At 41.7% G+C, this 14,983-nt stretch carries 16 protein-coding genes; 13 read left to right on the forward strand and 3 right to left on the reverse strand.

The genetic code is table 11. The features are described from left to right. Positions 1-43 precede the first annotated feature (43 nt). The 5 genes from CZ434_RS17535 to CZ434_RS17555 all read left to right on the forward strand — a co-directional run bounded on the left by CZ434_RS17535 (position 44) and on the right by CZ434_RS17555 (position 3,518). Positions 44-514 (forward strand): low molecular weight protein-tyrosine-phosphatase, encoded by a 471-nt coding sequence (locus CZ434_RS17535; protein ID WP_077624324.1) that lies wholly within the window; start codon positions 44-46, stop codon positions 512-514. Positions 515-531: 17 nt separating this feature from the next. Further along, complete coding sequence (locus CZ434_RS17540; RefSeq protein WP_077624325.1) at positions 532-822, forward strand: hypothetical protein; 291 nt, start codon at positions 532-534, stop codon at positions 820-822. 83 nt (positions 823-905) lie between these two features. Beyond that, positions 906-1,724: a YihY/virulence factor BrkB family protein gene (locus CZ434_RS17545; RefSeq protein ID WP_077624326.1), complete on the forward strand. Its 819-nt coding sequence runs from the start codon at positions 906-908 to the stop codon at positions 1,722-1,724. Between the two features lie 210 nt (positions 1,725-1,934). Next, positions 1,935-2,819, forward strand: a complete 885-nt coding sequence (locus tag CZ434_RS17550; protein WP_077624327.1) for a transporter substrate-binding domain-containing protein — start codon at positions 1,935-1,937, stop codon at positions 2,817-2,819. Positions 2,820-2,828: 9 nt separating this feature from the next. Then, on the forward strand, positions 2,829-3,518 hold the full coding sequence (locus CZ434_RS17555; protein ID WP_077624328.1) for an amino acid ABC transporter permease: 690 nt from the start codon (positions 2,829-2,831) through the stop codon (positions 3,516-3,518). Positions 3,519-3,678: 160 nt separating this feature from the next. On the opposite strand, the gene CZ434_RS17560 is transcribed toward CZ434_RS17555, so the two are convergent. Next, on the reverse strand, positions 3,679-4,845 hold the full coding sequence (locus CZ434_RS17560) for an MFS transporter (protein ID WP_077625241.1): 1,167 nt from the start codon (positions 4,843-4,845) through the stop codon (positions 3,679-3,681). Positions 4,846-5,462: 617 nt separating this feature from the next. Between CZ434_RS17560 and CZ434_RS17565 the strand changes: the two genes are divergently transcribed. The 7 genes from CZ434_RS17565 (at position 5,463) to CZ434_RS17590 (ending at position 11,122) form a co-directional block, all read left to right on the forward strand. Next, complete coding sequence (locus tag CZ434_RS17565) at positions 5,463-5,852, forward strand: OsmC family protein (RefSeq protein ID WP_077624329.1); 390 nt, start codon at positions 5,463-5,465, stop codon at positions 5,850-5,852. Between the two features lie 142 nt (positions 5,853-5,994). Further along, on the forward strand, positions 5,995-6,606 hold the full coding sequence (locus CZ434_RS17570; protein ID WP_077624330.1) for a YczE/YyaS/YitT family protein: 612 nt from the start codon (positions 5,995-5,997) through the stop codon (positions 6,604-6,606). An 84-nt stretch (positions 6,607-6,690) separates the two neighbouring features. Continuing rightward, positions 6,691-7,497 (forward strand): YfkD famly protein, encoded by an 807-nt coding sequence (locus tag CZ434_RS17575; RefSeq protein WP_077624331.1) that lies wholly within the window; start codon positions 6,691-6,693, stop codon positions 7,495-7,497. Between the two features lie 158 nt (positions 7,498-7,655). Beyond that, positions 7,656-7,805, forward strand: coding sequence for an SE1561 family protein (locus CZ434_RS22290; RefSeq protein WP_179107309.1), 150 nt, complete (start codon positions 7,656-7,658; stop codon positions 7,803-7,805). A gap of 116 nt (positions 7,806-7,921) precedes the next feature. Then, entirely contained in the window at positions 7,922-9,229 is a 1,308-nt protein-coding gene (locus tag CZ434_RS17580) for a Na+/H+ antiporter family protein (RefSeq protein ID WP_077624332.1), read from the forward strand. 129 nt (positions 9,230-9,358) lie between these two features. Beyond that, the gene (pdaA, locus tag CZ434_RS17585; protein ID WP_077624333.1) at positions 9,359-10,150 is read left to right on the forward strand and encodes a delta-lactam-biosynthetic de-N-acetylase; all 792 of its coding nucleotides are present in this window, start codon (positions 9,359-9,361) and stop codon (positions 10,148-10,150) included. A 105-nt stretch (positions 10,151-10,255) separates the two neighbouring features. After that, positions 10,256-11,122, forward strand: a complete 867-nt coding sequence (locus CZ434_RS17590) for a DNA-3-methyladenine glycosylase family protein (RefSeq protein ID WP_077624334.1) — start codon at positions 10,256-10,258, stop codon at positions 11,120-11,122. Here CZ434_RS17590 and CZ434_RS17595 read toward each other — a convergent pair whose 3' ends face one another. Further along, a complete protein-coding gene (locus CZ434_RS17595; protein WP_077624335.1) occupies positions 11,123-12,511 on the reverse strand; it encodes a tetratricopeptide repeat protein in 1,389 nt (462 codons plus the stop codon). Positions 12,512-12,621: 110 nt separating this feature from the next. Further along, entirely contained in the window at positions 12,622-13,029 is a 408-nt protein-coding gene (locus CZ434_RS17600; protein WP_077624336.1) for a hypothetical protein, read from the reverse strand. Positions 13,030-13,348: 319 nt separating this feature from the next. Between CZ434_RS17600 and mbcS the strand changes: the two genes are divergently transcribed. Next, the gene (gene mbcS / locus CZ434_RS17605) at positions 13,349-14,935 is read left to right on the forward strand and encodes an acyl-CoA synthetase MbcS (RefSeq protein ID WP_077624337.1); all 1,587 of its coding nucleotides are present in this window, start codon (positions 13,349-13,351) and stop codon (positions 14,933-14,935) included. Positions 14,936-14,983 lie beyond the last annotated feature (48 nt).

Below are 14,983 nucleotides of genomic sequence, written 5' to 3' on the forward strand. Positions count from 1 at the left end.
TGAGAAACCGGGCGAAATATACTTAAATATGGCGGTGATCAAAATGATCAAAGTGCTTTTTGTATGTTTGGGGAATTTGTGCAGATCACCGATGGCTGAAGCGATATTCCGGGACATGGTGAAGAAACAGGGGCTGGAGAACAAAATTGCCATCGATTCTGCCGGGATAGGCCACTGGCATATTGGTGAACTTCCTCATGAAGGGACTAGAAAACAGCTTGATCAGGTTTCCATTTCTTACGAAGGGATAACAGCTAGGAAGATAGTGGAGGAGGACTGGGACAACTTTAATTATATTATCGCGATGGATGAAAATAATATGGAGGACCTCCGTATAATCCGTGAAGCCGATGATAAAATGGTTGTGGCCAAAATGATGGATTTCGTAAAAGATGCAGAAGAAACCAACATTCCCGACCCGTACTTTTCCAACAACTTTAATCACGTGTTCCAACTTATCGAGCAGGGTTGTAAGGGTCTTTTGGAACGAATAAAGCTCTCACATCAATTATAAAATAAGGAGTGGTAAGGATGAGCGAATCGAAATTGTTGAAAGGGATAATAATCGGAGCAACAGTGGGTGGACTTATTTCACTAGCTGATAAAAGCACCAGGGTAGAGGTTTCGAGAAATCTGAAAAAGGCTGGTGACAGAACCAATTATTATTTGAAGAACCCGTCAGATGTTATTCAAGGAGTCCGGTCATGCTATGAACAGTTAGCCAGCAATTTATTTACCGGAGCTGACAGTGTCGTTGAAATGCTGTCGGACATTCAGCAAACAATTGAAAAAGTAAGCAGCACTGATGAACATAGGGAATGATAACTTCAGGGAAGTGTTGGCAGCAGCTTCTTCCGGAAGACTTGTTTCCCGCTTTATAACAAAATGAAGGAGGAGAGGCTGCTTTGCGTTTCATCTTTTATTTTGTAAAAGACTTGATTGTACGAATGCTGGATGATGATGTGTTCGGCCTCGCAGCTCAACTTGCTTATTTTTTTCTTTTGTCGTTGTTCCCTTTTTTATTGTTTTTTGTGGCATTAATCGGATATTTACCTTTAACGGAGGAAGATATACTAAGATTCGTGACTTCCTATGCGCCTGCAGAAACAATGGATTTAATTACAGAAAATGTCACCCAGCTTACAAATGAGAGAAATGGCGGAATCCTTTCTATCACCATCCTGGCAACACTTTGGTCGGCATCAAACGGTATCAACTCGATTATGAGGGCGTTGAATGCGGCTTACAATGTAGAAGAGAACCGCTCATTTATTGTATCCAGGCTCATTGCCATTGTCCTGACCATTGCGATGATTATCGTGATTTCTGTCGCTTTTCTCCTGCCTATTTTCGGTAAGGCAATAGGTGTTTATCTTTTCTCCTTTATAAATCTTTCTGAAGATTTTCTGGAACTTTGGAATACGCTTCGCTGGGTAGTATCTTTCATCGTCTTTTTTATTGTCCTCGTTGTACTCTACCGGCTTGCACCAAATAAGCGGATATATTTTAAAGATGCGGCTATCGGGGCGGCTGTAGCCACAATCGGATGGCAGCTTGTATCACTCGCTTTTTCTTTTTATGTGAATACCATGGGAAATTATTCTGCTACATACGGAAGCCTTGGCGGTGTGATAATCTTGATGATCTGGTTCTACTTATCGGGGATCATCATCATTGCTGGTGGAGAAATTAACGCATTGGTGGCAAAAAGACGGCGAGGTTAATGTGGATAAAAAAGAAAGTATAATTCAACTAAAACTGGCTATCCATGTATGGAGGGGCCGGTTTTTTAATGGAAGACCACTGCGTAATGCGAAGTTTTAATACAGTATTTTTATTATATAGTAACAGTATCTTAAAATGTTGATTTAATCGTTTTTTGCTGTTATCTTTTATTAAGTATTTTATATAATATACACAAAGGTGGGAATGAATTGAAAAAGCTAGGATTTTTATTAGTATTACTGATAGCAGTAGTTTCATTAAGTGCATGCGGAAGCAATTCCGATAATGGTAATGAGCAAGATAATGCCAGCGAGGACACTTCGGATTCTAAGTGGGCCGAAATTCAAGAAGAAGGGGAAATTGTAGCAGCGACGTCAGGTACTTTGGTTGCCGCTTCTTATTACGAAGGCGAAGAAGAAAATGCCGATGCTCTAACTGGTTATGACGTGGAAGTCATGAGGGAAATTGCCAAGCGCCTTGATCTTGATATTTCTTTTGAAATCATGGGAATAGACAGTATGCTTCCGGCAATCAATAGCGGAAGGATCGATGTTGCAGTCAATGATATTGAAGCAACTGACAAAAGGAAAGAAAAATTCAATTTCAGTGAGCCATATAAATATTCTTACTCGACAATGGTTGTAAGGAAAGAAGATAACTCTGGAATTGAAAGTCTGGAAGATTTAGAAGGCAAGGTAAACGGTGGCGGTGCGACAACAATTTACAGCCAGATAGCAGAACATTTTGGTGCTGAAACAAAGACATACGGAAATGCCCCAAATGAAGCTTATTTGCGTGATGTCCATAATGGTCGTACAGATGTTATTGTCAATGATTACTACCTTTCTAAATTCGGTGTTGCAGCATTCCCTGAGTTTGACATTCACCTTCATCCGGATTTAAAGTTCCATCCAACGGAACAGGCAGTCGTCATGCCGGACGGGGCTGATGTCTTAACAGAGAAAATCAATGAGACGTTGCAGGAAATGCGGGATGATGGAACGCTGACAGAATTGGCCGAGAAGTTTTATAACGAAGACGCGTCCAAAAAACCTGAAGGAGAAATCCAAGAGATCGAAGGCTTGGATTTGTAAGGGATTGATATGATCAATTTTAATGGCTTCAACTTTGGCGGCCTGTTTGATGTAGAATTGGCTTTGGAAAATCTGCCATTTATTCTCGGCGGTTTACCGATGACGGTTGCAGTCTCTTTTGCAGGCATGGCTTTAGGTCTCGTTTTGGGTTTGTTTTTGGCTTTAGGGCGTGGATCGGATAAGAAGCTGTTGAGATGGCCTTCTCGCGTCTATATATCGTTTATGAGAGGCACCCCGATTTTGGTTTTTTTATTCATTCTTTATTTTGGGCTGCCTGTCGTAGGCATAGAAATGACGGCATATGTAGCGGCGGTGCTTGGTTTTGGATTGAACAGCGCTGCTTATATTGCCGAAGTCAACCGATCGGCGATCAATAGTATCCCTAAAGGTCAATGGGAGTCCGCACATGCGCTGGGGTTCAGCTACTGGCAGACACTGCGAAGAATTATTCTTCCCCAGGCTACAAGAATTGCAATTCCACCGTTGACTAATATTTTTCTTGATATTGTCAAGGCGACATCGCTTGCTGCAGTAATTACTGTACCGGAACTGTTTCAAAAAGCGCAGATAGCTGGAGGGAGAACCTTTGATACGATGACCATGTACGTACTGGTTGCCTTTATTTACTGGCCGCTCTGTGGCGTTATCTCTTTTGTGCAGGATCGTTTGGAAAAAAGATACAACAAGTTTATAAAATAGTTTTCACTTACTAAAAAGCTTGTATTGATTACTGATCAGTACAAGCTTTTTTTGCTATGGGATGTCTGGTAACGGCGCTTTGGAAGGATTTCGGTAAAGAGGAAAAGAAGAAACAGGAAACGGTTAAGAGTTGGCAAAAGTTCTTAACCATTCCCTGTTTTCAGGCAGTTGCTCCTTTTGCGGTTTTATTAGCAGTAATCGCGATGAAGACAACGAACAACATGCCCATGATCACATAAAAGAAAGAAGTGTCTGGGAATAAATCGATAAATACCCCGCCTAAGTAAGGTCCGGAGATGCTTCCCAAACTAAAAGCGATTCCGCACATAATATTCCCTGCTGGCAGCAAGGTTTTCGGTAATATATCTGTCAAATAAGAAATACCAAGCGAATAGACGGAACCTACGAGCATTCCGGCCAGAGTAAATGTGATAAACAACCATACTGTCGACCTTTCGGTAAGGGCTGCTATAAGAAAGGTAATGCTACCCAACGACATAACCGCCATCAAAAGTTTTTTGCGGCCGATTTTATCACTTAGTATGCCAAGAGGTATTTGCGTAATCAGACTGCTAGCGGCAAAGCAAGGAATGATAAGAGACAATGTATCTATTTCATGGCCGATTCTCAAGCCATAGACAGGGAATATTCCATTCAGCGTGGCTTCCAGAAAGCCATAACTAAAGGGAGGCAGTAATGCTACCCATGCCAACTTCCATGTTTGAATAAATCGTCCAAAGGAAGACCTTGCAACAGATGCTCCCTCTTCTTCAGCCTGCGGCCAGTCATTCCGCACAAAAAACATCGATATCCAGACAAGGAAGCAAAGGCTGGCTGATACGATAAACGGCAAGCTCTCATTCACCGCCAACAACCTGGTCATCATCGGACCGAACGAAAAGCCAAGACTGAAAAATAACCCATAGTAAGCAATGTTCCTGCCGCGACGTTCAGGAGCAGAGGTGGAGGTTATCCAAGTTTGCGTCCCGAAATGAAGCATGTGGTCTCCAATGCCGACAAGAATGCGAAGGATAAACCAAAACCATAAAGTTTGCCATAGCGGGAAAAAGAACAGGCTGACAAAGACAAGCATGCCTCCTGCGAGAATGATCGGTTTGTATCCCAGTTTCTGCATCGGTTTTTCCATGAACGGTGATGCTATGAGTACTCCTATGTACAACCCAGTTGCATGGAGTCCGTTCACCGATGAGGGGACGCCGTTTTGTTCCAATATAATTGCTAAAAGAGGAAGTAGCATCCCTTGAGAGAAACCCGAGATGGTTACGAGAGCAATTAATATAATAAAGCGAGTTCTGTGATTAGCCAAGATTCCATCCCCCTCTTCATCTATTTTTTCTTCACATCTATTCAATGTAATCTTCTTCCATGGAAAGGTCAATCTTTATACAATTACTTGCACCATCGAATCCCTGTTATTGCACAAAATATATAATCTACGACATAACTAACTTCACTTAACGGGACTTCCTCCCATCCTTTTCGTATTGAGTGGTAATCCAGCGCTGCGGAAAAACACTCGCTTTCCGTGGGGAACGCTTTAGCCTCCTCGGGAAAAGCGCCCTGCGGGGTCTTCAGACTGTTCCTTTCCCACTGGAGTCTCGCATTTTTCCGCAGCTTGGTATAGTTTTTCTGATTAGGTGAGAAGTGATCCTGCAATGTGTCTAATATGTTCTCTAACAGAGATGGAGAAATCTTTACCAGCGAGTGGCATACCACTCATTTTAATCAGAAAGAGAGGAAGTCTCCCGAGAATGAACTTTTACTATGTCCTAGTTCCTCTCTACTCTGGATTTGAAATTCTGGTGTGTGTTGGATTGGTAACTGAAATGAAAGAGGAGTTTTATACAAAAATGTAGTTAAAATATTGCCAGACAGGGAAAAATAATGGAAATAGGTTTTATTTATATTTTGAGGAGGGGTGTTGTGGATTTTTATTTGAAGGAACAGGGTGTGTGTACTTCGTTTCCATATGGCCAATTGAATATTTCCGGGAATGAAGATTATGGATTCCGGCCGTACCAATTGATGGTCGCCTCCATAGCAGGGTGTAGTGCCTCTGTCTTTCGCAAGATCCTGGAAAAGCAAAAGTTAAACGTGGAAGAATGGCATATATCCGCAGAAGTAGAACGAAATCCAGAAGAAGCCAACCGAATTGACAGAATTCACCTCCGTTATATAGTTAAAGGCAAACAGCTGGATCGGGCTAAACTGGAAAAGAATTTGGCAATCTCCAGAAAAAACTGTTCCATGATCCGCTCCGTGGAAAATAGTATCGATATCGAAGAGAGCCTCGATTATATTGATTTGGACTGAATAGTAAAGCATGTGTGTGAATATCGACGAAAGGGATTTCAGCCGAGAGACGATAGTGTTAAAATAAAAAGGGCCTTATCTCGATACGGATAAGTGTCCTTTTTTATGCACTTATATTTAAGGGAATTAAAGGAGAAGAATCATGAATAAGCAGATAAAAGTGAGAATCTTGTTCTTTTTAGCAGGCTTGATTGTATTATCGTTCGGTATCAGTCTCACAATAACCGCTGATCTGGGAATCGGAGCCTGGGATGCCGTCAATGTCGCATTATCTTCTCTTACCGGGCTTACAGTTGGGAACTGGGTCATTATCATCGGGCTTCTTTTGATTGCAATAAATGCGCTAATCGCAAGAGAGAGACCTGATTACCTGGCGTTAGTTACCATTTTTACTATTGGACTTATGATCGACTTTTGGTTGATCATGATCATGGATGGCTGGACCAGTGATATTTTCTGGGTTAAAGCAGCCATGCTGATCGGCGGGATTTTGATCATCGGTTTTGGGGTATCGATGTACCTGCAGCCAAAGTTATCCTTGAACCCAGTCGACGGTTTGATGGTTGCATTGCAGAAGCGTTGGAGCTTCACCATTGCAACAGCAAAGACACTGACAGAATGCCTTGCACTTTTATTGGCGCTTTTGCTTGGTGGCCCGATAGGAATAGGGACTATTATGATTCTGCTGTTTATAGGTCCTTCCATTCAGTTTTTCGAGCCAAAAGCACAACGGCTCATGAATTCTTTTATGTAATCAGACCGAAATTCCGCCTTTTTGTTGAATAACAAACGTGTGCTCCGAAAATACTAAGCAAAAACCCGAAAGGATTGGGGCACAATGTATAACAAAAAAATAGCCTGGATAGTTTTCCTTGCCGTCCTGGCGGTGTTCATGCCGTTTCAAACACTACAGGCAGAGGAAGCTGAACATAAATCGGATAAAGATAAAGTGGAAGTTCCCAACCATGTCTTGAATATATCCAAAGAAAACACTTATCCTAATTCTTCAAGAGATGAAGCTGTACTAGAACCGAGTGATTTGGTGAAGGAGCTTGTCGAGGAGTCGAAAATCAACATTGAGAATCCGGAATTAATCAAGCTTTTGAATGAAACTACTTTAAAGCCGTCTCCTCTTGCGATTGGTTACCGTGGACTGATTTATATGGGGCATTGGCCGCTTAATTACGAATCGCAAGAAACTAATTTGAATTGGGAGTTTCAAAAGATAAATGTAAATCAATTGAACAATTTAGGTGGTAATAACCAGAAGAACATGAGTTACAACCAAGAAGAAGAAAAGCATGTCAAAGGGGCACTTACCGCAAAAATAAATAATGCCGACCAAGTAAAAAGAATGATGCTGTTAAAAGCTAAGAAACATACGAACCTGCCGTTATCGTTTCATACTGTATTCGGGGAAGGAACCAAAAAAGAGAATTCTTATGGTATACCTGTTAAGAAAATCGGCAACTTAACGGCATATGCACCTGCTGTAAACGAAAAGGGCCAGGTTACTTTCGGGGAAGTTTATCTGGAACTTAAAGGCTCGAACAAACGGATTGTAGTGAAGAATGTGACCAAACAAGGAGTGGGAGCCTGGATCCCAATCCAAGATCATGTTTCTTTCTCTTTCCAATTGAAATAACAGAGAAAAAGCATTCGGCCAAACGGATGCTTTTTTGTTGGTATTCCTACATGAAAAAAATATCCCGGTAAACAATAAGCAGGAGAGAGCACGGTTGGACATTCCTGCCCATTTCCTTTAGTATGTAATGGCATTTAAATTTAAAAGGGGTTATAAACATGGCAAATGAAGAGAGAATCGCACAGCTGAAACAGCAATTGGAAGGCTTCATGACAAGACTTGATAACATGGATCCGGAAGAAACATCGGTGGAGGATATCGATCAGCTTATCCATATACTGGAGTCAATGGAAGAAAAATTGCGTTAACAAAATAGACATCCGGCTATTTTGCCGGTTGATTTTTTTTGATTCATACTTTACTATGGTAAAGTGGTAGAGAGTTAAAGAGATTATTGATCAATCATCAAGAAGGAGCGTGCGAAATGGCTTTTGCTGTTATTATTTCCGTATTGGTAATGACCATTTTAAGCTTGTTGCGTGTGAATGTAATTATTGCGATTATCATTGCATCTATTACCGCAGGTCTCATGTCCGGAATGAGCCTTAGTGATACAGTCGAAATGCTTGTAGCCGGGATGGGTGGACAATCCAGTACCGCATTAAGTTATATTTTATTAGGTGCCTTCGCGGTATCAATCAGTTACACGGGTATAACGAACTTATTAGTAAATTATCTTATCAAGGTATTAACTGGAAAGAAAACAATCATGCTGTTGGCAATCGCCGGTATTGCTTCTCTATCCCAGAACGCAATCCCTGTGCATATTGCTTTTATTCCAATACTCATCCCTCCATTGCTGAAGTTGTTTGATGAAATGAAGGTTGACCGGCGTGGGGTGGCAACTGCATTGACATTTGGTTTAAAAGCCCCGTATCTAATGATTCCGCTGGGGTTCGGGCTGATCTTTCATCAGACCATCGTTAACGGGATGACACAAAATGGGGCAGACATCACTGTCTCCGAGGTAGCTTTATCGATGCTTATTCCGGGTTCCGGTATGATTGTCGGATTGTTGGTAGCAGTATTCTTCAGTTATCGGAAAGGCAGAGAGCCAATCCAGCTTGATGAGGCTACAGAAGTTACTGCCGAAACAGAACAGACAACAACATCTTTCACTATGCAGCATTTTTTGACGTTGGTTGCCATCGTAGCAGCCCTTGTTGTCCAACTTGTTACTGATAACTTAATTATAGGTGCATTGACAGGTTTGATTCTGATGTTCTTGTTCTTTGTCGTACCGTTCAAAAGAGGGGACAGAGTTGTCAGTGAGGGTATTTCCATGATGGGAACAATCGCTTTTGTGATGTTGGTCGCATCTGGTTTTGGCCATATCCTGCAAGAGACTGGTTCAGTAAGCAGTCTTGTCGAATTTTCATCCGACGTGTTGGGGGATAACCAGGCGGTAATTGCTTTTGTCTTACTGTTAGTCGGTTTGCTTGTCACCATGGGTATAGGTTCTTCGTTCGGAACAATCCCCATTCTTGCAGCCCTTTATGTACCGATTTGTGTTGCTGCCGGATTTTCGCCAATGGCAATTGCGGCTTTGATAGGTACTGCCGGAGCACTTGGTGACGCAGGTTCTCCTGCTTCAGACAGTACCCTTGGACCCACCTCGGGATTGAACGCCGATGGCAGACACCACCATATTTGGGACACTTGCGTCCCGACATTTATCCACTATAATATTCCGCTATTCTTGTTTGGCTGGATTGCAGCAATCATTTTATAGCACCCAATGCCGGTAATGTGATCAGTACCGGCAATTTTTTTTACAGGAGAACCATTATTTAGCGTGCGCTTGAGCGGTATAAATCACCCAGCCCGACAAAAGATAAACAAAAAAAGTCAGGAGATAAAGATGAAGACTCAATTGTTTATCTGTATGTCAGTTATAGTTGTTTTACTAACAGCCCCTTCTTGGACACCTTCTGCAGCAGGATATGGATGGGGATTTAAAAAGAGTACGGAGCACCAACCGCCGGAAGTAGGAATGTACGGGCAAATCCTTGAAGAAAACGGCGGATATTATCTTGATAAGTCCGGTGATAAAGTCGTTTACTTAACATTTGATAACGGCTATGAAAAAGGCTATACAGGAAAGATTCTTGATGTACTGAAAAAAGAGGATGTGCCGGCGACTTTCTTTGTTACCGGTCATTATGTGGAAAGCAGTCCCGAATTGGTCAAGCGCATGGTAAAGGATGGGCATATTGTCGGAAACCATTCCTATTATCACCCTGATTTTACGACATTATCGAAGCAGGGAATGAGAAAAGAATTGGAGAGCTTGGAAAAGGCCGTTGCAGAAATTACTCCGCAAAAGACGATGCAATATGTACGGCCTCCGAGAGGAACTTTTACGAAAGAAAGCATCAACTGGGCAAATGAACTTGGCTATATCCACATGTTTTGGTCGATTGCATTTGTCGATTGGCATACGGACAATCAGAAAGGCTGGAAGTCTGCCTATCAGCAAGTGGTCAATCAGATTCATCCAGGTGCTGTAATTCTTTTGCATACAGTGTCAGAAGATAATGCAGAAGCATTAGAACATCTAATTGTAGATTTGAAGAAACAAGGGTATTCTTTCAAAAGTTTAGACGAACTTGTGATGAAAGATAAAATTCCGCGTCCTATTCTCGGTTTTTAAGATGTTGAATGACCGCGCAGCTAATTAGCTGCGTTTTTTTATGTCTTCGTATAATCAATGATCGTCTGGTATGATGAAAATTAGAGAGTAAAGGAGGATGAATCCATGTGGACAGAGAAAATAGAGCTCACATCTATTTATGATTTTGACTATATATTGAACAGGTCAACAATGGAGCCTTTAAAACGGTTGGATATGGAACAGCGTACAATCTGGATCCCTGTAGAGATAGCGGATGAAAAACATGTCGTAAAGGTACATGGGAAAGGATCAATTCAAGAACCGAAGTTTGCGATAAGCTCTGACAGCATAGCTGCAAGGGACGCATTGATTTCAGAAGTCGGTAATGTCCTGCAGTGGGATGTCGACTTTACTTCAATAAACGAACACTTTATCGGCACCAATTTGGAAAAGCTGTTCTTCGCCCATCCAGGAACCCCCATTGTCAAAGACCACGGATTATATTTTTCATTGATTAAAGGAATCATCCATCAGCAATTAAATATGAAGTTCGCTCACACCCTTGATGCCCGTTTTGTGCAAAAATACGGCGGGCAGCATGAACAAGTCTGGTTTTATCCACGGCCGGAAACCGTTGCCCGCCTATCTTACGAAGATCTTAGAGAGCTGCAGTTCAGTCAAAGGAAAGCAGAATATGTCATTGATACATCCCGGAAAATAGTCAATGGTGAACTGGATTTGGAACAACTTGCCACAGCTTCTGACCAGGAAGTAATCGATACCTTGATCAAACTCCGGGGGATTGGTCGCTGGACTGCTGAAAATTGGCTGTTGTTTGGACTTGGACGATCCAATTTGCTTCCTAAAGCAGATATAGGCATTCAAAATGCCATGAAATTTTATTTTGAGCTTGGCAGAAAACCATCCATCCAGGAGATTGAAGAAATGTCTGAAACATGGACACCGTATCAAAGTTATGCCTCCATGACACTATGGCGGTCCATTGAGTGATCATTTCTTCATCTGTAATAATAATTGCTGGTAAGCCGCTGCCTCCTCTTTATTTCCAAGTTTTAGGTAGACCTTTGACAAAACTTGGACTGGCTTCGGGTCATCTGGATGAAGTTCCATTTCCCATTTAAAGCAATCAATCGATCTCTCTGTTTGATCAAAATACAGGTACAGCTCCCCGAGTGCAAATTGCTGATCAGGATCTTCCTGATACATTTTCATTTTGTTCAATTTTTGTTGAATAGGGAGATAGACGCCTGCTTTGTTAAATGGAGTGAGCCATTCCGCAATTTCATTCAGGTTCTTTTTATCAAAGAAAGAGGAAATGCAGCGCAGGGCTATTCTTTCAAGGGACTTTTTATCCGATGAAAATAGTTCGAGCAACCGTGCACTAAGTGTATGGTAATGGGGTGGATAAATGTTTGAATCAGCTTGGAGAAAGCTCTCTGTTACTTGTTCGTATTGGCGGACTTCTGGGACTATCTCACGGCTTAGCAGCAATTGGATAGTCTCCTCATAACGGCGGTGATGCAGCAATTCATCTAAAATCTCTACACAAAGCTCATTGGAAGTTGTCCGGTACTCAGCCAAATACCTGAGAAAGATGGATTGCTCTGTAGAGTCGGTATGTTCTCGGATTAAGTTTCGGATTGCTTGTTCATGGGAAGCGGACTTATTCTCTGCAAGCAAAGCTGTCCTTAAGGCAAGTTCGTCCATCCACCGTTCTTCTTTTTTTAGAAAACCGAGAAGGGTGGAAAGAGAATGGGAATCGTGAAGGTGGGAGAAGCACTTTTTCTCAAATTGTATGCTGTCTATTTTGTAGAGGTTTTCCAGTTGACTGTATTTATCACGGTATTTCTGAAAATCGAGATGGTTGATCATATCTTTTACAAAAGAGTCTTCAGGTGAAAAATCCTTATAAATGTGTAGAATTTTGAATGCATTCAGGAGCTGGCCGTTCCGGCGGTATTGATAATATTGCTTCTTAAGGAGTTTGGAAAGTTGGCCCTTGGGGATGAAAGAATCGAATGATACTAAAATATAGGTGGATTCAATGGGCGAATATTTGGATGAAAGGTTTTTATGTAAGGAATTAAAGCGTTGAGTCCGGTAATGTGCTGACCGGGAAAACACTTTGGTTGTAAGCGGATGACTGCCGGAAAAAGTGAACCCTTGAGTAAAGGCGCTATGGAGGAACGAATGACGTTTAACTTGGTTTGCATGAACTCCATTTATAAACTCCTGTTTATAAAAGTATAAGTAGTATGTATTGTCCTCTTCATCGGTTGTTTCAATGATTTTGAATGAGCGATACACAGCCATATTCCTGGGGATAAGTACGACGCTTCTCTTGTTATTGAGCGATAAAATACAGGATTCACCAGACATTGTTCATTCCTCCTAGTTTTTATTTATCATATCACAGAAGCTTGGCAGCATGGTAGTCAATGATATAAGAAGAGGCAGTTCACCAGCGAACTGCCTCTGACTCTTCCTTCTTATTCGTCCAAGAGGGCACGGTATCTTACCGTCTCACCTTCATATTCAGCAATCAATACACCATTTTCAGTGGTTGAATATACTTCTGCGCCAATAGGGAGTTTCGTTGCCATATTATCTGTAAATTCTTTCCCTTCCTGAAACGTCGCTTCTATTGTCCCAATCAAATTTTCCTTTGTTAATTCCAGGCTTTCAAGATTTCCGATATTTGCCTTGTAAACTCGTTTATTTACTTGGAGAATATCGGCATCCTCGTCTTCGGCCAAAACGGCTAAAGCATCTGGAAAGGCTTTGTTGTGCAAGCCATCCGAGCTGTTTCCTTCTTTTTCTTCAGATTGAGTCGTGGAGCAGGCGGCTGTGAACACAGTGAGCAATAGCAGCAGGACAGACAGCAGAAGTTTTTTCATTTTATATCCCACATCCTTCCAGAATTTGGACCAATTTTAACAGGAAATCGCTTTCGTGCGAATCGGTAATTGGGCCTATTTTTAATTGAATTTTCCTTTCTACATTCACGCTGTATTAGACATTCAAACCTAAAATTTTGTAAGGATTTTAACTCCGAGTTCTCTTCCTTTTTAAATTTGTATTTTTTTGAGGCGAAAAGGGGATTATAGCTATTTAGTAGGAATGAAGTTGTTCTTCTTTTCTTTCCGTTTAATACTTTGATATAATGACTAGAAATTAGTATCTGATACTAAATAATTGAAATTAAGGGATGATATCGTGAAAAGAGAAGATTTGATTGCCCCGGAGAGCTATAATATCGCAATGGAAATAGAAAAATATGCGGAAGATCCTTCTAAGAGGGCATTGATATGGGAAAACAACGATGGCATCGAAAAAGAAATGACGTATAAAGAATTAATGCAGAACGCTAATAAGATCGGTAATGTCTTCCGGAAACATGGCTTGAAAAAAGGAGACAAAATTTTAATCATGATGCCGAGGTTGATTGAAGCGTATGAAATCTACATAGCCGCTTTGAAGACGGGCATTATCATTATTCCGAGCTCTGAAATGCTCCGCACCAAAGATCTACAGTATCGTGTGACCCATGGCGAAGTTTCAGGTGTGGTCAGTTACTATCCTTTTGTGGATCAATACAAAAATCTCGAAGAATATGACGATCTTCTGAAATTTTCGGTTGGCAAGGAGGTTGCCGGTTGGAAAGACCTCGACTCTTTGAAAGAGAGTGCCCCAGAGCAACTGGATATGACCCCGACTTCCAAGGATGATGTCGCATTTTTACCTTACACCTCAGGCACTACAGGAAATCCGAAAGGGGTTGTCCATACCCATGGCTGGGGATTTGCCCACTTAAGAACAGCTGCCGATAATTGGCTTGCTATCAATGAAGGTGATGTCGTATGGGCTACCGCAGCACCTGGCTGGCAAAAATGGGTTTGGAGTCCGTTGCTTTCTGTACTTGGAACAGGTGCTACTGGATTAGTTTATGATGGGAAGTTTGCTGCTGAGAAATACTTGCAGCTGCTTGATAAGCATAAAGTAAATGTACTTTGCTGCACACCGACCGAATATCGGTTAATGGCCAAGCTTGATAACTTGGATCAATATTCGTTATCAAGTCTTCATAGCGCAGTCTCTGCGGGGGAACCGTTAAACAGAGAAGTGATAGATACTTTTGAGAATTATTTCAATATTACTGTACGTGACGGATATGGCCAAACAGAGAGTACGCTTCTGTTAGGTTTTCTGAAAGGAATGAAAGTGAAGGCAGGCTCAATGGGGAAACCGACACCTGGTAATGAAGTGGTGCTGATCAATGAAAATGCCGAGCAAGTGGCAGTTGGACAGGTTGGAGATATTGCGATACCGTTGGATACTCCGGCTTTGTTTAAAGAGTATTATAAGGACCCGGAAAGAACAAAGAAAGCACAACGTGGAAACTACTTTATTACCGGAGACCAGGCTTCCATGGATGAAGAAGGATATTTCTGGTTCGAAGGCAGAAACGACGATATTATTGTGAGTTCAGGATACACGATAGGACCGTTCGAAGTGGAAGATGCTCTTATCAAGCACAAAGCGGTTAAGGAATGTGCAGTCGTGGCCAGCCCGGATGAAGTCAGAGGAAATGTGGTTAAAGCATTTGTCGTTCTGCAGCCTGGCATGGACGAGAAGGAAGAAGGGCTTGTAAAAGAACTTCAAAACCATGTGAAACAGTGGACTGCACCATATAAATACCCAAGGCGTATCGAATTTGTAGAAGAACTGCCAAAGACATCTTCTGGCAAAATCCGCAGAATCGAACTAAGAGAAGCAGAAAAAGCAAAATACCAAAATCAGTAAGAGACTGAATTAACATTCAAGCTGCCGGGTTTGTGCTCGGCAGTTTTT

Source organism: Sediminibacillus massiliensis (assembly GCF_900156915.1).
In the GTDB taxonomy this organism is placed as follows: Bacteria; Bacillota; Bacilli; order Bacillales; family Amphibacillaceae; genus Sediminibacillus_A; species Sediminibacillus_A massiliensis.